Source organism: Wolbachia endosymbiont (group A) of Aleiodes leptofemur (genome assembly GCF_964028465.1).
In the GTDB taxonomy this organism is placed as follows: Bacteria; Pseudomonadota; Alphaproteobacteria; order Rickettsiales; family Anaplasmataceae; genus Wolbachia; species Wolbachia pipientis.
Genome location: NZ_OZ034782.1, coordinates 286,779 through 306,442 on the forward strand (window position 1 = coordinate 286,779; position 19,664 = coordinate 306,442).

17 protein-coding genes and 4 pseudogenes are annotated in these 19,664 nt (G+C 36.3%); 14 read left to right on the top strand and 7 right to left on the bottom strand.

What is annotated here, in order from left to right; genetic code table 11:
- Positions 1 to 13 precede the first annotated feature (13 nt).
- From ABWU67_RS01670 to ABWU67_RS01705, 8 genes are all read left to right on the top strand, one after another.
- Entirely contained in the window at positions 14 to 271 is a 258-nt protein-coding gene (locus ABWU67_RS01670; RefSeq protein ID WP_010405430.1) for a phage tail assembly protein, read from the top strand.
- Positions 272 to 380: 109 nt separating this feature from the next.
- Positions 381 to 1,043 carry a hypothetical protein gene (locus ABWU67_RS01675; RefSeq protein ID WP_410541766.1) on the top strand — a complete coding sequence of 221 codons (663 nt, stop codon included), beginning with the start codon at positions 381 to 383 and terminating at the stop codon, positions 1,041 to 1,043.
- A 95-nt stretch (positions 1,044 to 1,138) separates the two neighbouring features.
- Positions 1,139 to 2,767 (top strand): phage tail tape measure protein, encoded by a 1,629-nt coding sequence (locus ABWU67_RS01680; protein ID WP_353282096.1) that lies wholly within the window; start codon positions 1,139 to 1,141, stop codon positions 2,765 to 2,767.
- Positions 2,767 to 3,114 (top strand): phage tail protein, encoded by a 348-nt coding sequence (locus ABWU67_RS01685; protein WP_022626303.1) that lies wholly within the window; start codon positions 2,767 to 2,769, stop codon positions 3,112 to 3,114. Before ABWU67_RS01680 ends, ABWU67_RS01685 begins: the two co-directional genes overlap by 1 nt.
- Positions 3,115 to 3,143: 29 nt before the next feature.
- On the top strand, positions 3,144 to 3,206 hold the full coding sequence (locus ABWU67_RS07230) for a tail protein X (protein ID WP_410541770.1): 63 nt from the start codon (positions 3,144 to 3,146) through the stop codon (positions 3,204 to 3,206).
- Between the two features lie 119 nt (positions 3,207 to 3,325).
- On the top strand, positions 3,326 to 3,424 hold the full coding sequence (locus tag ABWU67_RS01695; RefSeq protein ID WP_410541771.1) for a hypothetical protein: 99 nt from the start codon (positions 3,326 to 3,328) through the stop codon (positions 3,422 to 3,424).
- Entirely contained in the window at positions 3,425 to 4,369 is a 945-nt protein-coding gene (locus ABWU67_RS01700) for a contractile injection system protein, VgrG/Pvc8 family (RefSeq protein ID WP_095742647.1), read from the top strand. It abuts the gene before it with no gap.
- Positions 4,370 to 4,425: 56 nt separating this feature from the next.
- Positions 4,426 to 4,947: an ankyrin repeat domain-containing protein gene (locus tag ABWU67_RS01705; protein WP_010962680.1), complete on the top strand. Its 522-nt coding sequence runs from the start codon at positions 4,426 to 4,428 to the stop codon at positions 4,945 to 4,947.
- A gap of 208 nt (positions 4,948 to 5,155) precedes the next feature.
- Here the strand turns inward: ABWU67_RS01705 and ABWU67_RS01710 are convergent.
- Positions 5,156 to 5,988 (bottom strand): IS5-like element ISWpi1 family transposase gene (locus ABWU67_RS01710; RefSeq protein WP_353281801.1). Its coding sequence is split into 2 segments (ribosomal slippage): positions 5,156 to 5,619 and positions 5,619 to 5,988, totalling 834 coding nucleotides; the frame shifts between segments, so codons are not numbered across the junction.
- 61 nt (positions 5,989 to 6,049) lie between these two features.
- On the opposite strand from ABWU67_RS01710, the pseudogene ABWU67_RS01715 reads away from it, so the two are divergent.
- The 3 genes and pseudogenes from ABWU67_RS01715 to ABWU67_RS01725 form a co-directional block, all read left to right on the top strand.
- Positions 6,050 to 6,295 (top strand): annotated as a pseudogene (locus tag ABWU67_RS01715) (PD-(D/E)XK nuclease family transposase); the annotation flags it as partial.
- Between the two features lie 633 nt (positions 6,296 to 6,928).
- Complete coding sequence (ltrA, locus tag ABWU67_RS01720; RefSeq protein WP_353281921.1) at positions 6,929 to 8,476, top strand: group II intron reverse transcriptase/maturase; 1,548 nt, start codon at positions 6,929 to 6,931, stop codon at positions 8,474 to 8,476.
- On the top strand, positions 8,473 to 9,330 hold the full coding sequence (locus ABWU67_RS01725) for an Rpn family recombination-promoting nuclease/putative transposase (RefSeq protein ID WP_353282097.1): 858 nt from the start codon (positions 8,473 to 8,475) through the stop codon (positions 9,328 to 9,330). The genes ltrA and ABWU67_RS01725 overlap by 4 nt, the downstream gene beginning before the upstream one ends.
- On the opposite strand, the gene ABWU67_RS01730 is transcribed toward ABWU67_RS01725, so the two are convergent.
- Positions 9,234 to 10,832: an ABC transporter permease gene (locus ABWU67_RS01730; RefSeq protein WP_341821899.1), complete on the bottom strand. Its 1,599-nt coding sequence runs from the start codon at positions 10,830 to 10,832 to the stop codon at positions 9,234 to 9,236. The two genes, ABWU67_RS01725 and ABWU67_RS01730, sit on opposite strands and share 97 nt — an antisense overlap.
- Positions 10,833 to 10,961: 129 nt before the next feature.
- Between ABWU67_RS01730 and ABWU67_RS01735 the strand changes: the two genes are divergently transcribed.
- Entirely contained in the window at positions 10,962 to 11,789 is an 828-nt protein-coding gene (locus ABWU67_RS01735) for a rhodanese-related sulfurtransferase (protein ID WP_353282098.1), read from the top strand.
- 164 nt (positions 11,790 to 11,953) lie between these two features.
- On the opposite strand, the gene topA is transcribed toward ABWU67_RS01735, so the two are convergent.
- Both topA and terL read right to left on the bottom strand, forming a co-directional pair.
- Complete coding sequence (gene topA, locus ABWU67_RS01740; RefSeq protein WP_341821901.1) at positions 11,954 to 14,404, bottom strand: type I DNA topoisomerase; 2,451 nt, start codon at positions 14,402 to 14,404, stop codon at positions 11,954 to 11,956.
- Between the two features lie 276 nt (positions 14,405 to 14,680).
- The gene (gene terL / locus ABWU67_RS01745) at positions 14,681 to 16,069 is read right to left on the bottom strand and encodes a phage terminase large subunit (RefSeq protein WP_410541767.1); all 1,389 of its coding nucleotides are present in this window, start codon (positions 16,067 to 16,069) and stop codon (positions 14,681 to 14,683) included.
- A 50-nt stretch (positions 16,070 to 16,119) separates the two neighbouring features.
- On the opposite strand from terL, the pseudogene ABWU67_RS01750 reads away from it, so the two are divergent.
- A pseudogene (locus ABWU67_RS01750) lies at positions 16,120 to 16,978 on the top strand (IS630 family transposase).
- Between the two features lie 17 nt (positions 16,979 to 16,995).
- A pseudogene (locus ABWU67_RS01755) lies at positions 16,996 to 17,145 on the top strand (IS66 family transposase); the annotation flags it as partial.
- Between the two features lie 122 nt (positions 17,146 to 17,267).
- On the opposite strand, the gene ABWU67_RS01760 reads toward ABWU67_RS01755, so the two are convergent.
- The 3 genes and pseudogenes from ABWU67_RS01760 to ABWU67_RS01770 form a co-directional block, all read right to left on the bottom strand.
- Positions 17,268 to 17,810 carry a hypothetical protein gene (locus ABWU67_RS01760; protein WP_006279913.1) on the bottom strand — a complete coding sequence of 181 codons (543 nt, stop codon included), beginning with the start codon at positions 17,808 to 17,810 and terminating at the stop codon, positions 17,268 to 17,270.
- A gap of 109 nt (positions 17,811 to 17,919) precedes the next feature.
- The gene (locus ABWU67_RS01765; protein ID WP_353282099.1) at positions 17,920 to 18,408 is read right to left on the bottom strand and encodes a phospholipase D family protein; all 489 of its coding nucleotides are present in this window, start codon (positions 18,406 to 18,408) and stop codon (positions 17,920 to 17,922) included.
- A gap of 22 nt (positions 18,409 to 18,430) precedes the next feature.
- Positions 18,431 to 19,289: pseudogene (locus tag ABWU67_RS01770) on the bottom strand (IS630 family transposase).
- Positions 19,290 to 19,664 lie beyond the last annotated feature (375 nt).

The following is a 19,664-nucleotide window of genomic DNA, read 5'->3' on the forward strand; positions in this document are numbered from 1 at the left end:
TTTAAGGAGGAACATGCAAGCTATAACACTTAATAACCCAATAACAGTTGATGGAATTTCTGTCTCAGAACTTACTGTTAGACGTCCAAAAGTTAGAGACTATCTTGCAATTGAACGCTTAAATGGTAGTGACCTTAGTAAAGAAGTAACTTTGACTGCCAATTTGACATCAGTTGCAAAAGAAGCAATTGAAGAGTTAGATATTGCTGATTATGTGAAAATTCAAGAGGTATTAAAGGATTTTTTTTCACCGATTATCCAAAAAACTTGAGATTAGAAGTATTAATGTTCAGCTCTGTTGTAGGAGGCGGGGTTGAACAAATACTTGATATGGAGATTAATGAATTTATCTTATGGCATAAAGCAGCGAGGAAGGTACAATGTCAACATTATCTATAAAAATCGGAGCAGTTTTAGATGGCAGTTTCAGTACTGTAATAAAAGGAAGTAGCAGTCAACTTACTCATCTTGGTGAGAATATAAGAAAGCTTGACTCATCTTTAAAATCAGTATCAAAGTTTAAGCAGTTAGGTCATGATGTTTTGACTAGCAAGAGGTCATGGAAAGGCTTTGAAGATCAAGTAAAATCTTTAGCTAAACAAATGAAGGCAATAGAGAAACCGAGCAAAACTTTAAAAGCAGAATTTGACAAGGCCAAAACCTCTGCAATAAAAGCAAAAGAAGCATATTTGAAAAAGAGAGATGCTTTGCATTCATTTAATGAAGAAGTAAGAAAAAGTGGAAGAAATATTAAGTACTTAGTAAGTGACCAACATAAACTTGGCTCTTCTATTGAAGTATTAAAAGGTAAGTATGGTAAGCTTGGATCTGCAATACGTAGTCACCAAAGTTTTTTAGCAAGCAAAGCACATTTTAAGTCACAAATTATAGAGACTATTGGGCTAGGGCTAACGCTTGCAGCTCCAGTTAAAGTTGCAATTGACTTTGAAAGTGCTATGGCTGATGTTACAAAAGTGGTAGATTTTAAAAAAGGAACGGATGAAGCAACTATAGCCTTTCTTATAATAGTCCGAATGCGATAAGATATGTGTTTATGGCTATAGCAGGCCAGTAGCATATTACGGTCTGTTCGGATTATTGTAAAAAGAGCTATAAATTTGCAAAGAAGTTAAAAGAGATGTCACGTACTATACCATTATCAGCCGCAGAACTGGCACAAATAGCTGCAAGTGGTGGTCAACTTGGTATCAAGAAAGAAGATCTTTTTATGTTTACAGAAACAGTGGCAAAAATGTCTACAGCATTTGATATGTCTGCAGAGCAAGCAGGTGATTCTATAGCTAAACTCTCTAACGTTTATGGAATTGATGTTAGTAAAATGGAATACGTTGGTAATGTAATCAATCACTTATCAGATAACACTGCTGCCAAAGCAAAAGATATGGTTGAAGCTCTAGCAATAGTTGGTGGTACTGCAAAACAATTTGGTCTTGACATCAAGGAAACAAGTAGTTTAGTAAATGCCTTCGTTAGTTTAGGTAAACAACCAGCAAAAGCTGCAACTGCTATAAATGCTCTACTTAGTAAACTTCAGACTGCTGAAGAACAAGGAGGGGATTTTAAAGCAGCATTAGAGCAAATGGGCATAACTGCAGAAGAAATAGTACAAAGAATAAGCGAAAACGGCGAAGAAGCATTACTCTACTTTTTTCAAGCTCTAAAGAAAATGGATAACCAGGAACGTTCTACAATCCTTATGAAACTTTTCGGTCAGGAATATCAAGATGATATTGCATTATTAGCTGGAAGTTTTAACAAATACGAAGATGCTATAAGGTTACTATCTGACACAGAAGAGTACAAGAGCTCGTTGCAGAAAGAATTTCAAAACCGTGTAGACACCACAGCCAGTAAATTACGACTTCTTCGCAACGCAATAGCTGAAGTTGGTATGAACCTGGGTTCAGTGATGCTGCCTACTTTAAAATCTATAGCTGAATTTTTACAAGAAAAAACTAGAAGCATAGCGTTATTTGCAGAAAAATATCCAACTTTAACCAAAGCAATCATGGGTACTGTAGCAGCCTTGATAAGTTTAAAAGTTGTAGCAGTGGGACTAGGATACGGATTTACATTGCTAGGAAGTACGATTTTTAGTCTGAAAGCAAACCTACTTGGAGTATTTTCATTTTTATCAGCTACAGTTTTTCCTGCAGTAGTAACAGGACTAAGAGCAGTAACACTCGCTATAATGAGTAACCCTATAGGACTTTTAATTACTGGACTTGTCACTGGCGCAGCACTTGTTATAACTAACTGGCAAAAGGTAAAAGACTTTTTCTCTAGCTTTTGGAAATCGATAATAAAACCCATAGAAGAAGCTTTTTCATGGATAGGTGAAAGTATATTTGGAAAAGTATTGGGAAATAGCCCACTGAAAGAGTTTGAAAAAAGAAAAACTGAAGTAAAAGCAGTGCACACTCCCCTAAAAAGTAATATTCTCAACAGTGGAAATCCTGTGCTAGGTAACAGTATAATTAAAGAATTTTCAAAGAGAAATAAAAATAGCTTCAGAGTCAAAAGCCTTATTGAGGAGAAAAAGTTTACAGAGAGCGATAAGATATTTGCAAGGAGTAAGTTTGAAAATAAAGAACAAAATAAAACTCAGAACATCACTAATAATTACACTATCAGCATTAAAGCAGAACCTAACCAAGATGTTCGTAGTCTTGCAGATGAAGTAATAAAAAGGATAAGAGAAAAGTCACGTGATGTTTTATTTGATACGGTAGAGACATTTTATTGATGCTATCTCTTGGTCCGTATAAGTTTGCTCCCACAAGTTTAAAGTATAGCAGAGAAAATCGTTGGAGCACGATTGAGTGTATTGAAAATATGCCACTATTACAAAATATCGGTCAAGGTGTAGAAAATATAGATTTAGAAGGAATGATTTATCTGCATAATCTCAACGTGCTAAATCAATTAAAGAGTGTGAAAGAAACTGAAAAACCACATATTTTAGTAGATAGTTTAGGTAATATTTTAGGACAATTCGTAATTACTAGGTTAGAAGAAAAGCAGATGTATTTTTTACCTAATGGACTACCGAGAAAAATTGAATTTAGTTTGAGTTTAAAAAGCTATAGATGACTATATACTATGTGAGTAAAGAAAATGAGATGTTAGATCTGATTTGCTGGAAACATTACGGATTTACTGATGGAGTAGTGGAATTAGTATAGCCTTTCTTATAATAGTCCGAATGCGATAAGATATGTGTTTATGGCTATAGCAGGCCAGTAGCATATTACGGTCTGTTCGGATTATTGTAAAAAGAGCTATACTAGCAGAGAACTTGGGTTTGGCAGAATACGGAAGCTTTTTGCCCGCAGGATTAAAGATAAAGCTTCCTACTATTAAGAAAATAGTACAAAAGTCAAAATTAAAGGTCTGGGAATAAATGCAGCCAGATTTTATAATAGATAAATGTGAATCAATTAAAGATAGAGTTATATCATTGCACCTTACAGATGAATCAGGAATAATAGATGATGTAGTTGAAGTGTGTGTTGATTACAGGGATGAAGACATAGATATTCCGAATGAATTGAACATAGCACTAGGTTATAAGGAATTTGGAATCTTTCCAATGGGTATATATACAGTCAACGAAGTGACTATACAGGGTCCACCTAAGACTCTACTAATCAAAGCTCATGCAACAAATTTAAGAATATCTTTGAAGGCAAAAGTATCAAAAGAATGGCGCCAAATTACCATAGAAAACTTAGTAAAAGAAATAGCCCAAAAACATGGATATGGATACAAAGTCGCTGAGGAATTTAAGGATGTATTGATACCCCATATTAATCAGGCAGATGAAAGTGATATAAGTCTGTTAACAAAGATCGCAACAGAGCGTGAAGCAATGGCAAAATTAGCTGGTGGGTATATATTATTTATTTCAAAAAACATGGCAAAATCAGCCACAGGAAAAGCTTTAGGAACAACGACTATTAGACCTCAAGATACAATTAACTGGAAAGTGCATTTTACCGTACGTGATAAGTATAATTCAGTAGTGGCAAAGTGGCATAGCTATGAAAAGGGCGAAACTATTAAAGAAACAGTTGGTAGCGGTGAGCCAAGTTATATTATGCTGGAACTTTACTCAAATGCAGAGTCAGCACTAAGTGCAGCAAATGCCAAGTTGAAACAATTGAAGCGTAACAATGAAACTTTAGATGTAACTATGCCTGGTAATCCTCAAATTTTTGCAGAAGCTAAACTTAATCTTCTAGGTTTTAATCAAGCGTTAGATGGTGAATGGATAATTAATAGAGCGGAGCATACTTTAAATAGCTCGGGTTACCTTACTATGTTGTCAGCATCTTTGAGTAAGTAATGTTAAGAAAAAAATGAGTAATGATCTATTTAATATTAAGAAACTGTGTGCCAAATATGAAAAAAATAAAGTATAATGAAAGAGATAAACTACATTTCGTATGGTTCATACTATTAATAGTATGCGTTGTTATTACTTATTGCTATCAAAAATCTAAAGCTACAGATAATTATAACAAAACATTACAAGTGGCTACTAGTAATTGCAACTTAGGAATAGTAAAACTTTTAGTAAAGGATATGGCTCCAAACTTGAGTGGAACAACGTTACATTGTGCAGCAAGAAAAGGATGTTTAGACATTATCAGATTTTTAATAGAAGAGGAAAAAGTAAATATAAACGCACTTGATAGAAATGCATTTAAAAGAATAGCTTTACATCACGCTGCAGGTGAAGGACACCTAGAAGTTATTAAGTTTTTATTGGAGAAAGGCGCAAATCCTAATATTAGAGATATAGATGGAAAAAACCCAAGAGATGTAGCTGTGCTAAGATCACGGCACAATAAAGATAAACCATACGATGAAATTATACACTTGCTCTATAATGCTGAAAAAGAACATGAATCTGAGCAGTAATATTTCGTAACCGGAAACAAGAAGTAGTTGAAAGATTACACAGTTAGGAGAAACATGCAAAATCAAAAAATCCCAATTACAGTAATTATCACGTTATTAATACAAACAGTAGCATTTATATGGTGGTTATCCAAGCTAGACTCAAGGGTACAATTTCACGATAAACTTATTGAATATGGTTTAAGAGGTTGTCCGGAAACTAGTAAATTCAAGCATATTCCCTCTTTAACATAACCCTACTCATAGCTAGGTATATGAAATTCTCAGTGGATGTTGTGAGTAAATCATACTCCTTCGATAGCCTTCTATTCCTATTAACCCAAGCAAAAGTCCTTTCTACAACCCATCTTCTTGGCTGTACTTTAAACCCTTGTTCTCTTGTTGGTAGTAGCTCAGGTGGAGTATCTTTGTGCACCCAAAATCTACATGGAGGCCTTTTAACAATTTCAATATCTATGTCATATTCTTCCTTTATGTGATTCTTTAAATTTCTTCCTTGGTATCCCATTTCAGCCCACATTTTTTTAACTTTAGTATATTTTGTTCTCATATTGTTTAATGCTATTTTAATACCATCTCTATCATTTTCGTTAGCAGCGCCTACGTAACAACCTAGTATAAAACCCTGAGTGTCTGTAATTATATGCCTTTTTCTACCCTTTACTTTTTTACTTCCATCATAGCCTTTGATCCCCCCTTTTCTGTAGTCTTTACAGATTGACTATCTACTATACAGGCACTCGGCTGCTCATTCATTCCTATTTTTCTTCTACTATATTTTGTAATTTCATAATTCATTTTCTCAAAAATTCCCTGCTTCTTCCATTGCCTGAACTGCTCATACACAGTCTTCCATAGCGGAAAATCATTTGGTAAATACCGCCATTGACACCCTGTACGCAATACATAGAAAATTGCTTCTAATATTTCTTTTTTGCTATACTTTGGCGGCCTTCCTCCTTTCTTGTATGATACTCTGAAGTGTTTTTCTATTCTTGCCCATTCCCTTTCGCTTAGATCTGTTGGATACTTTTTTCTCATCTTTACCCCGTACTAAAATTTCAGATATTATAGCCTTTTACTTGTTTCCGGACAACCTCTTATGGCTCTTTCGAAATTTCTTGATGCACGCAATGATTATGCTTTTAAAAGAATATTTGGCACTGAAAAGAATAAAGATATCCTCATTCATTTCTTGAACGATATTTTAGGCTTTACTGGTTTAGCTGCTATTCACGATGTTGAATTCTTAGCTACCATTTTGGACCCTGAAATTGCCGCTAAAAAGCAGAGTATTGTTGATGTTCTTTGTAAAGACTCTCAAGGTTCAAGATACATCATAGAAATGGTGCGACCTGAAAGTCTTCGGTCATATTGTTTAAAAGGAGAGGAATTCATTCAGAAAGAAACTGAAAGGATTCTAAAACTTATTAAACCAGATGTTTTGCCGTCTGAGTCTACGCATCAGTGCGAATCGGGCAACCGGTTGGTGCCAAGCGATGCGGACAATGAACCTCCTCTTGAAAAAGAAGATGCTCAATCGTGAGAGGGGCATAAACTGCAAGCATCATGTGGTTGGAGGGCTAGGCTAGTGGTATGGTGAACGTAAGTGAAGCTTTATAAGTACCGATACGATGAAAGAGCTAAAGATGCTGATAAGCTCTGACCAAAAGGTAATGTGGATAAGTTACATTTTTCATTTCTAGATGTACGCAAATAATAACTCCACCGGTATAGAGAAGCCACCTAACCCACTATTGTATGAATGGAGAAACAGGGTAAGCCTGTATTTTCGCCTACATGGCAAGCAAACCGCAAGGAATGCTGATGGAAGTGCAGGTAAAGGAGAATGGAGAAAGCGAATGCCATTTTGTAACGAAATGGATAGAATTTGTAACATTAATTCGCGTGAAAACGAGCAGACTTCCGTTTGGTCCCTCGTGACAAGAAACTTTGTTAACCACTTAAGGTAGGAAAGCAGATGATTACAAGTAAACCTGTAAGTGCATCTACCAAAAGCTTTGAAGCATGGAAGCAGTTGCCATGGAAGAAATGCCAGAAAGTTATTGTGAGGCTACAAAGATGTATTGTTAAGGCTGTCCAAGAAGGAAGATGGGGTAAGGTAAAAACTTTACAACATCTTCTCACACGCTCTTTTAGCGGAAAAGCTTTGGCTGTTAAGAGAGTAACTGAAAACCAAGGAAAAAACACAGCGGGTGTAGATCGTCAACTATGGTCAACTTGCAATGCTAAATTTCAAGGAATAAAGCAGTTAAAGCAAAGAGGATATAAACCTTCTCCGCTAAAACGGATTTATATCAGTAAATCTAATGGCAAAAGAAGACCTCTTGGAATACCCACGATAAAAGATAGAGCCATGCAAGCATTATATCTGTTTGCTCTGGAACCGATAGCTGAAACGATCAGTGATCGTCACTCCTATGGCTTTAGACCTAAAAGATCCTGTGCAGATGCTACAGTAGCTTGTCATTTGTTACTGGCAAGTCGTAATCAACTACAATGGATACTTGAAGGTGATATCAAAGGATGCTTTGACAACATTAATCATGAATGGCTTATGAAGCATATTCCTATGGAGAAAAAAATTCTGCATAGTTGGTTAAAAGCTGGCTTCCTAGAATCAAAAACTCTGTATCCCACAACTGCAGGTACCCCGCAAGGTGGTATAATTTCTCCAATACTAGACAATTTAGCCTTAAACGGACTTGAAAAGTTATTGGAAAGTCGATTTGGTAAACTCGGCAGTAGAAAAAGAAACAAAATCAGAAGTGGAGTGAATGTAATCAGATACGCAGACGACTTTATTATTTCAGGTTTCACACATGAAGTACTGGAAAAGGAAGTTAAGCCTTTAGTATCATCTTTTCTTCATGAGCGAGGTTTAATTCTGTCAGAAGAGAAGACAAAGATTACATCTATCACAACAGGGTTTGACTTTCTTGGTTGTAATGTACGTAGATATAATAAGAAGTTAATTATTAAACCTTCGAAAGAAAGTATTAAAAGACTTCTTAATAAAGCACGTACATTGATAAAAGCAAATATAGCGAACACTCAGGCTATAGTAATTAAGTCACTCAACTCTCTACTGAGAGGATGGGGAAATTACTATCACCATGTGTGTGCTAAAAAAGCGTTTAGAAAGATCGACAATGAAATTTGGCATAGTTTATGGAAATGGGCAAAGAAAGGACATCCTCGTAAAGGATTACGTTGGATAAAGAATCGTTACTTCAAAGTAATGGGTCAACGCCAATGGGTTTTTGCTGCACCCCTATGCAAGAACAAACCAAAAGAGATACGGTATTTAAGACTGCTTAAGCTGATTGATATACCTATCAGACGACATGTTAAAATCAGAGCGGATGCAAATCCCCTTGACTTAAAATGGAAAAAGTATTTTGATGAGAGAGTGAAACGAACAAGAATGTTAGCAAGCTCTTTCTCAAGAGAAGGTTCTCTACTGTTGGTGTCACCATTAAGAATGATGTTTCCTGAGGAATCATGAAGGACAAGCCGGTTCTAGAAAAGAAGAACTTAGATAAGGGGCTCAAGCGTAGTGTTGGGAAACCTGCATGCTGCGTTTCTAAGGGAGGGGGTAGTAGTAATACTGCTTCCTTACCTGACCAGCTCGCTAGAGACAAGGGCTTCGAAAAACGCGCTCAATTATATGCCGCTAAAGCCTACTCAAGACAATTAGATAAATCTGGCAACTACATTGATTTAAAGAAAGTCTTCTTTATTGCTATATCAAATTGTAACTTACTTCCTGAAGAAGTTGATTATATTTCTACTCACAATATACGTGATATAAAAACTAACGGCCATTACTTAAAAGATTTTCAGTTTGTCTTTATTGAGTTGCCTAAATTCGCAAAAAATAAAGTAGAGCAGTTAGAAAGTATAGTAGAAAGGTGGTGTTTCTTTTTTAAATACGCAGAAGAAACAACAGAAGAGGACTTAAAAGAGATAGCAGAAAAAGCGCCAATAATAAAGCTAGCATATGATGAATTAGACAAGTTTCGTTGGAACGAAAAAGATTTAGTAGCTTACGAAGAAAGGATAATGGATCTACGGAAAGAAGAAGCCATTCTTGAATACAGACTTGATCTTGCTACTGAAAAAGGCAAAAAAATTGGTAAAGAGGAAGGGAAAATTGAAGTCGCAAAAGCAATGCTGGCTAATAATGTTGATGTCAACACTATTGTCAAGTTTACTGGCCTTTCTATTAGTGAGATTGAAGAATTAAGTGTGAACGGTTACGTTTATTTTTTATCCTTATCATCAAGTGTAAATAAGGTTATTGTAGAGATTAAGCCTATTATAACTATTATTAACGAAAATGGGGCAGCTTCTCTATAGCGCTCATCGCTTACAAGTTCATATATTCTAGTTGATATAGTTTCAAAATTAAATGGTCTTATAATAAGTGTTGCTGTGAGCTCTTTGATAGTATCCATAAATACGAGCAAAAATCCCGATAATATACTCTTCTTGATGAGAGGGATATGAACATTCAAACATGTGGAAATAGGTCCATGACCCATAGTATATGCAGTCCACTCAATTTCATTTGGTGTTTTTTTGAGCCCTGACTCTACCGCCTTGAAAGATATAGCAAAAAAACGAAATAAATATGAGTAAACTAATGCGCCAATAGTTCCTACCAAGCTAATTTCCACAATATATTGAGTAATGAAAGAGGATATTCTGCTTAAAAATATTATTATGCTAATTGCGATAATTGCATTTGGAATTGCGTAGCCTAAAGAAATGAGACGTGCTACATTATTGATTACCTTATTTTTACGCGCCGTATATCCAATCATTATTGCAATGCTAATTGAGATTAGTGCGGTAATAACTGATAAACTAATGCTATTTGCTATTATGTTATAGAATCTTGCTTCGTATATGAACAACCCCTTCTCTATGCTCCAATATATAAGTGGGATCACTGGCAAAGCAAAACCTATCAATATTGGTAATGCACACATAATATAAGTGCAAATTAACGGTATAGCACCACTTACACCCCGTTTGTTGTGATAATCTGCATTAGTGTTGATTGAAGAGTAAGATATTCCTTTTTTTTGTAGTTTTTTTTCGATAGCTATTAGTGTTACAACGAAAATCAATTCTGCAACTGCTAAAACAGTAGTTGAATATTTGTCATGCAGTAAAAACCAGGTGCGATATATTCCTGTTGTGAAAGTATCGATAGCAAGAAACTGTGGTGTGCCGAAATCTGTAATTACTTCCATTAGTACCAAAGACAACCCAGCTATAATTGATGGGCGTATGGAGGGTATGATGACAGAAAACAGGCTCTTCAATGAGGAGAACCCAAGTGTTGACGCAATAGTGACTGAGTTACTAACATTCTTTAGACTTGAGCGGACTAACATATAAACGTATGGATATAGGCTGAATCCCATTACTAATATTCCACCACCTAGGGATTTTATTTCAGGAAACCAATAGTCACCTTTGCTCCAATCTAAAATGTCTCTTAATAAGCTCTGCACCGGACCTGAAAACTCTAGCGTATTTACATAGACGAACGCTACTATATATCCAGGAATCGATATCGGAAAGAACAAAGCAATCTCAAAAATTTTACTTCCAGGAAATGAAAAAAATGTGGTGAGCCAAGCCGGAATTACTCCAAATATGAAAGATATTCCCCCTACTCCTACCATCAAAATTAACGTACTCAGTATATATTCAGGGAAAAGTGTGCTGATTACCCATCCGGAATTTGCTGTATCTGTAAATAGAATTGATATTAATGATAATATTGGACAGACGAATAATATACTTACTAGAAATAAGAATATATTTTTAAATACTCTTAAAAACATTAATTTGAATCTATATTTTATATTAAAATGTTATATGTAAAAACTGAAGATATCCAGTAATTAACAGCCGTACTATTGAATATCTTTATAATTTTGTATATCATGTTTTTAGTTGATAAGTGAATAATCATGAGCTTCGTCATTGCAACTTTCTATCATTTTGTAGAACTTTCTAATTATTATGACATGAAAGACGAAATAAAAGCTACATGCAACAACGTTGAGTTAAAGGGCACTATACTCCTTGCAGAAGAGGGTGTTAATGCAACAATATCTGGTGAAAGAAACGCAATTGATAAAATATTCGATTTTCTACGTTCTGATTATAGGCTAAGGGACCTTACATGGAAAGAGAGTGCAGCAGAATATCAACCATTTAGCAAGATGAAGGTAAAATTAAAAAGAGAGATTGTGAATCTTGGTGTAAGCAATCTTGATATTTCCCTTAAGGGTAAATATGTTGATCCAGAGCATTGGGATGATTTTACTTCTCAACCTGACGTTTTAGTAATAGATGCACGAAATGAGTATGAAGTGAAATTAGGCAAGTTTAAAAATGCAATTAATCCACACACACAATGTTTTCGCGATTTTCCTGAGTGTGCAAAGTCTTTCTCAGAGAGTAAAGACCTGAAAGTGGCTATGTACTGCACTGGTGGGATTAGATGCGAAAAATCAACAGCGTACATGAAAAATCTTGGATTTAACGATGTGTACCACCTGAAAGGCGGCATTCTTTCTTACCTCGAAAAAACTCATAATAAAAATGATAATTGGGAGGGTGAGTGTTTTGTTTTTGATGATAGAATTGCTGTTGATAACTCACTTACTCCAAGCAACACAATAAAATGCATACTCTGCTCAAATCAAGTTTCAACTGATAAACTGAAATCAGTTCCACGTGGCCAAGTGGTTTGTTCTGATTGTAAACTTCAGTGTTATAGCTATAATAAATAAAACATCATACTGCTGCAGTTGTATGCACGTTGTGATTTGAGAGCAACCTCTACCAGAAAGGGTGTCATGCCAGTGCCCAGACACTGGCATCCAGGTTCTTTTTTTCTAGATTCCAGCGTCACACGCTGGAATGACAATAAAGAGCATATGGTTATGCAAGAAGTCTATTTCTTACCCTTAATCAACTCTAAAGCCTTCTCCAGATCTATACTCTCAATATCTGCACTCTTGCCCAAAGCAACGTTTGTTTTACCGCATTTTATATAGAATCCGTACCTACCGTTGCAGATAAAAACTTCTTTTCCCTTTTCATTAACCCCGAGAGATTTTAACTCTTTGCGTGGACTGTTTGCAATAATTTGTACAGCTTCGCTCAATTCTGTATTCAGCACCTCTTTGGAGCTTTTCTTAAGAGAAAAGTATTTACCATCATAGAAAATATAGTACCCAAATCGTCCAAGGCCTATTTTTACTTCCTTTCCGGTTTCAGGGTGTTCTCCGATTACTTTTGGCAAGGAAAGTAACTGAGTAGCGGTGCTCAGATCAATCTCATTAACATTTATATCTTTTGGTATGGAAACCGTTTTTTTCTTTTTTAACTCGTTATTAAACTCCAGATAAAGTCCAAAAGGACCCTTTTTGATCATCACTTCTTGGTTTGTTATATCATCTATACCTAAACTTTTTGGATATTCTGAATTGTCGTTACTGCCCGTAATTTCTTTTGTATGGTTGCATTCAGGATAGTTAGAACATCCAAGGAACACCCCGGCTTTTCCAAAGTTCAATTTCAATATGCCATCAGAGCAAGCAGGGCATTTTGTATTCACCTCTTTTTTTCCTTCTTCTGAACAAAACCAATCGATTACCAAATCGTGAATGCCGCTGAAAACTTCATCATGCGTCATTTGCTTGACAGAGTTTACATGACCAAAAAATGGCACCCAAAAGTGGCCTAATTCTTTTTTCCAATCTGCATGTCCATTTGAAATTAAATCAAGCTTCTCTTCCATTTGTGCTGTGAAATCATACTCTACACAACGCTGAAAAAAAGTTTCTAAAAATATAGTAACGATTTTACCGCGGCTGCTTGGAATAAACCTTTTGCTATCCAATGAAACGTACTCACGATCTTGTAATACCGAAATAATTGTTGCATAAGTTGATGGTCGACCTATACCGATTTCTTCCATTTTTTTTACGATACTTGCTTCACTATAACGAGGTGGCGGTTGAGTGAAATGTTGTTTTGGCTCAACTGAAATCAGCTTACACGCTTCCCCTTCCTTCATGGCAGGTAGCAGGCCTTCATTTTCGGCTTCTATGTTATCTTGGTAGACTCTATAAAAACCATCAAAGAATATACTTGATCCACTTGCTCGCAGAATTACTTTCTGGTCAGTAGAACTAATTTCGACTACCACTTGATCAAGAATCGCCGACTCCATTTGACTTGCAATGGTCCTTTTCCAGATTAAATCATACAATTTAAATTGCTCTGGCGTTAAGTAATCCTTAATACTACCCGGCGTTCTATTGATATCAGTTGGACGAATTGCTTCATGTGCTTCTTGAGCATTTTTGACCTTTTTTACATATTTACGAGGAGACTGCGGTAAATATTTATCACCATATAATGACTTAATTGACCCTCTAATTGAGTTTATAGCCTCATCTGCAATATGAAACCCATCTGTACGCATGTAAGTTATCAACCCTACAGTTTCACCACCAATATCGATACCTTCATATAAATTTTGCGCTATGCGCATAACACTTTTCACATTAAAATACAGTTTATTCACTGCATCTTGCTGAAGACTTGAAGTAATAAACGGAGGAAGCGGGTTTCTCTTAACTTGCTTGCGTTCTACTGTGCTTACAGCATATTGCCTTGATTCAATCTCCCTGACTAAGTTCTTTGCTTCTTCTTCATTCTTAATATCAAATTTTTCTAGCTTTTTATTGTCATAGTGGCTTAGCATAGCAAAAAAAGCCTCATCTTTGCTATTTTGCATTTCTGCTTTTATGCTCCAATACTCCTGTGTTATAAATTTACTAATTTCATCTTCTCGTTCGCATATAATCTTTAATGCAACAGACTGCACTCGCCCTGCAGACTTGCTTCCCGACAATTTTGTCCACAGCAGTGGTGACAAACTAAATCCAACTAGATAATCCAAAGCTCTACGTGCTTGTTGTGCACGCACTAAATCCATATTAATTTCACGTGGATTTTTTATTGCTTCTTGTACTGCTCTTTTTGTTATCTCATTAAAGACTACTCTATAAATGTTGTTTTCATTACTGATTGCTTTCTTTTCTTTTAATGTCTCTATCACATGCCAAGCCATTGCTTCCCCTTCTCTGTCTGGGTCTGTTGCAAGATATATATCTGATGTTTTGCTTGCGGCTTTTACTAACTCTTTTATATACTTTTCTGCTTTTTCAATGGTTTCATACTTTATAGCAAAATCATTATCCGGATCGACAGAACCGTTTTTTGCTGGAAGATCTCTCACATGTCCAAAGGATGCAGCTACTTTGAACTCTTTACTCAAATATTTACCTATTGTCTTTGCTTTCGCAGGTGATTCAACTATTAATAATGCCATATTGTTAATTATTTTAGTACTTAAAGATAATATGTTGAGAAATATACAATGAAAAGTAAAAAAATATTTTAATGGTTCTTGTGAATTTTACGAACCGGGTTGTGGGACCTTTTCAGAAAACCCTTGGACGTTGCTATTTTTAAGTGACTTTGAAGGCTCATTACAATAGTATATGATCGCAGCAGCAACGAGAAGCTAGATTCCAGTGTCAGCTACTTGCATGACAAAAAAAGGAGCGCTGGGATGACATCCTCCCTTGTGGAAATTGCTCTCAAATCACAATGCTCGTATAGCTGCAACCCTGGAGGTACTGTTTCTCACCCACTGGAGATATTGCACGGTACTATCTACTTGATCATCATGTCGAGTTTCAGGAAACATTAAAATCTCATACTCAAAATCGTTCAGCCATACTGCTTGATGTGGCAGAAAAACCTTGCCAGACTCTATAATCGGAACAATTTGATGAAATCGAGTGAGCTTGTCATCATGTGGCACTATTTCAATAATCGGTAAATCACTGTTTGTCTTTAGCTCTTGCACCAATTGTTGACCACTTGTTTTTGCTTCGATTAAAATTGCGTGTGGCGTCCATCTTGCAGCTAGTGACAAAACCTGTTCTTTAAGCTTTGGATACTCAAGCTTTGCGCGATATACATCAAGTAAATAGAATTTATTATCTATTTTTGCCCAGGTGGTGCAGACACTAAAGTTGCTCATGTCGCTTGTTGAAACCGCAGTATCCCAACTTTGTGTTACATGCGAGAGATTATCAGGAACATTTTTATAGCGCTTTAGCCACTCTCGTTTGACTATACCACTTGAAAGCGGCAGAGGGTTTTGTTGATATTGCGCAGCAAAAGCATAACTCCCAAGTTCAACTTTTATCGTCTCAACTTCTTCTTTTCCTCCATCGAGGGGATATAGCAACTGACCTTCTTCTCTTGAATATAATATCCTTACAGGTGACGCTGGTTTATTATATAATCGCCTGGTCGCACAGTGCTGAGCTACTCGGATGATAGGAACGGGAGGCATTGGCTTTTTGATTGAATAAATAACCTGCTTATTTTCAGAAATCATTGGCAAACAAATATGATGCCATATGTTTTTTGGCTTGGAGAGAAGGTGTCCAGTTAAGTCCTCCTGGTGTAGCCTGTGCATTACAAGAACGATGACTCCTTTTTTTCTATCGTTCAGCCTGGTTACTAAAGTCTGATCAAACCAGTTTGTGGCACGCTTTCTAAGCGTTTCACTCAAAGCTTGAGCAGAACTGAGCGGATCGTCCACAATGATAAAATCACCACCTTCACCAGTTAGTGTTCCACCAACTGATGTTGCGATTCTGTATCCTCTCTGCACTGTTTGAAATTTATATTTGGTATTCTGGTCTTTGGATAGTTCTATCTCTGGAAATAGCGCTCTATACCAACTAGACTGCATCACGCACCTGGTGTCGAGCGAGTGCTTTTCGCTGAGCCGCTGAGAATAACTTGCAACTATTATTCTCGCAGTTGGTTGGTTTCCCAGTATCCATGCGGGCCACGCAACGCTTATGCACATGGACTTCATCGAGCGCGGAGGCATATTGAATATTATTCGTTTCACTTCACCAGCGCTCGCTGCTTCCAGCCTGTCTGCTATGACTTTTATAGCTCTTTCCACAGAAGTCCGGATATGATAAGATTAAGGATAGATGGCGATAAGGAGGTTGGATGCCGGCAGCATATAGTTATGATTTAAGAAAAAAAGCAATGGAAGCACTAGACGAAGGGGAAAGCAGAGAAGCAGTGGCAGCAAGATTTAAAATTGGACGAACTACTTTGTGGGAGTGGAAGCAAAGAAAAAAAGAAACAGGCGACTTTCAGTCAAAAAACTCGGTAATGGAGGTTACAATCAGAAAATTATCGACTGGAATAAGTTTATCGAATTTGCTAAAAAACACGGTAGAAAAACTCTGTCGGAAATGGCTAAACTTTGGGGCAACGTTAGTATCGAAACGATCCACCGAGCTCTCAGAAAAATTGGATTTACGCGCAAAAAAAGACATATGGATACAAGGAAAGGAACGAAGAAAAACGTGCTGAATTCTTAAAAATTATAGCAACAAAAGAACCAGAAAACTTAGTGTATATAGATGAGTCTGGGATTGATAACACGGAGGACTATCCATATGGGTATTGCCAGAAAGGACAGCGATTTTATGCCCTAAAATCTGGAAAAAAAACTCAACGAATCAGCATGGTTGCAGCCTTAAGTAGAAGAAAGATAGTTGCTCCATTAACATTTGAAGGCCACTGTAATATGGATATTTTTAATGGATGGTTTGAGCAATTTTTGGCACCGATCTTAGAACCTGGACAAACTGTCATTCTTGATAATGCTACTTTTCATAAGTCTGATAAGCTTATCAAGCTCGCTAAAGGAGTCGGTGCAGAAATTTTGTATCTGCCGCCTTATTCTCCAGATTTTAACAAAATTGAGCATCATTGGTTTGCTATAAAAAACAGAGCCAGGAAAAACATTCCTCTATTCGAATCCTTTCGTCGTGCTGTTGATTCTGCCTTCCTATGACCTATTCGGACTATTATGAGAAATGCTATATTATTCATAAAAAAGTTGATTTACCAAAAATCAAGCCTTATGTAGTGGAATATCAATGGCTGTTGTCGGAGATGCGGAAAAAAAGAAGTAGCAAGTTACCAAAAGGTGTTATGCCAGATACATTTGGTCCAAGAGTTGTTTTGTGAAGTTGACAGAGTCAAGGAGAATGAAAGTTTTAAAAAATAGCATATTTTTTAATTATAAAAATTTGATATTAACTGTTGTTGGTTGATTGAGTAAAAACCAGTGAATGGTCACGTTAAAACATATTTTTAAATTTCTGCCAAAATCCTGGTTTATTATCATTAACCTTTGTAAATGTTATATTTAAACTGTATTTCGGATCATTTGGCACGTCGTATTTTATGCTAAATGTTGAAACTTTATCGTTATTGTAAATATGTACATCATCATATGATAGCTTTGTTGTGTAACACTTTACATACTTTTGCTTATCATGCACTAAATCACCTGACTCCCTTTCTAGTTCCACAAATTTCGTTTTTTTCTGACATTCCTTCATTTTTATTAAATCCTTATCTAGTGATATTGAAACTGGCAACGTATTTCCAGCATATTCTTTAGCTAAAAGTTCACTTTGAGGATACATTTTTATTTCCCTGCCAAAATGTGAGTCTATGAAATTATTACTCCAAAATTTATCGCCAGAATGCACGTACTCATCAGTAGCATACGGCACCCCACCATAATTGCATTGAACTTTGTAATCTCCAACACCGTTGTTTTGAAAAAAATCATGAATAGCAGTGTAGCTACCGGCAGCATCATTTATATAATCCATTACTTTATTCCTTAAATTTTTAGTTCATTATATCATAATCATTATGCCAATCAATCAAAAAAGCTCTCCCTTGCTGTTTTTAAAACTGATTTTGAGCAAGCGCTCTCGATTAGTTGGGAGCGTATTTGTAAGATTGTGACATTCGTGCCTCCCAGTTTTTCACATACTGCTGAATCAATTCAGGATAATCTGTAATAATTAATAAATTTTCAGCATTTCCTTTTTTAGCTGTCTTACTAAGGTTAAATGACCCTGTGATGACTTTTTGATTGTCAGCAATCATTATCTTATTATGAGCAATCTTTGGCTTATCATCGATCCAAATTGGTACTCCACCTGAAAATAATTCATTTATAACACTATATTTTGAGTAGAGTTGCGATTTATCTAAGATGACTTTAACATCAACACCGCGTTCTTTAGCATTAATCAAAGATTTTGCAACTGTTCCAAGAGTAAATGTATATTCTTGAACTAAGATAGATTTTTTAGACTGATCTATTACGTTGATTATCGGTACAGCACAATCTTCTCCAGGTGAAAAGCAAACCGTAGCTTTTGGGCAGGGCGAAAATATAAAACCCGCATAGTATAGCATTTCTCATAATAGTCCGAATAGGTCATAGGAAGGCAGAATCAACAGCACGACGAAAGGATTCGAATAGAGGAATGTTTTTCCTGGCTCTGTTTTTTATAGCAAACCAATGATGCTCAATTTTGTTAAAATCTGGAGAATAAGGCGGCAGATACAAAATTTCTGCACCGACTCCTTTAGCGAGCTTGATAAGCTTATCAGACTTATGAAAAGTAGCATTATCAAGAATGACAGTTTGTCCAGGTTCTAAGATCGGTGCCAAAAATTGCTCAAACCATCCATTAAAAATATCCATATTACAGTGGCCTTCAAATGTTAATGGAGCAACTATCTTTCTTCTACTTAAGGCTGCAACCATGCTGATTCGTTGAGTTTTTTTTCCAGATTTTAGGGCATAAAATCGCTGTCCTTTCTGGCAATACCCATATGGATAGTCCTCCGTGTTATCAATCCCAGACTCATCTATATACACTAAGTTTTCTGGTTCTTTTGTTGCTATAATTTTTAAGAATTCAGCACGTTTTTCTTCGTTCCTTTCCTTGTATCCATATGTCTTTTTTTGCGCGTAAATCCAATTTTTCTGAGAGCTCGGTGGATCGTTTCGATACTAACGTTGCCCCAAAGTTTAGCCATTTCCGACAGAGTTTTTCTACCGTGTTTTTTAGCAAATTCGATAAACTTATTCCAGTCGATAATTTTCTGATTGTAACCTCCATTACCGAGTTTTTTGACTGAAAGTCGCCTGTTTCTTTTTTTCTTTGCTTCCACTCCCACAAAGTAGTTCGTCCAATTTTAAATCTTGCTGCCACTGCTTCTCTGCTTTCCCCTTCGTCTAGTGCTTCCATTGCTTTTTTTCTTAAATCATAACTATATGCTGCCGGCATCCAACCTCCTTATCGCCATCTATCCTTAATCTTATCATATCCGGACTTCTGTGGAAAGAGCTATATAAAGAAAGCTGGATCCCAGTGTCAAGCACTGGGATGACAAGGTATAAACCTTATCGTCATGCCGCCGCGAACCGTCATACCGCGATTCATTCGCGGTATCTCAGCCGCTAACAAGAGATCCCGCTAACAAGCAGCGGGATGACGATTGTCGTTTAGCCATAAATATTAAGAAATTTACCAAATGAAAAAAAGGCAAAAGAAGCCCCGTGGTTATTATCCGCTTTAAAATATTGGCGTTTTTTATGTTTTAAACGCTTGACAAGCGAAATTCAGCTGCTTTTAATTGCAACTAACTTACGCTGCAAACGT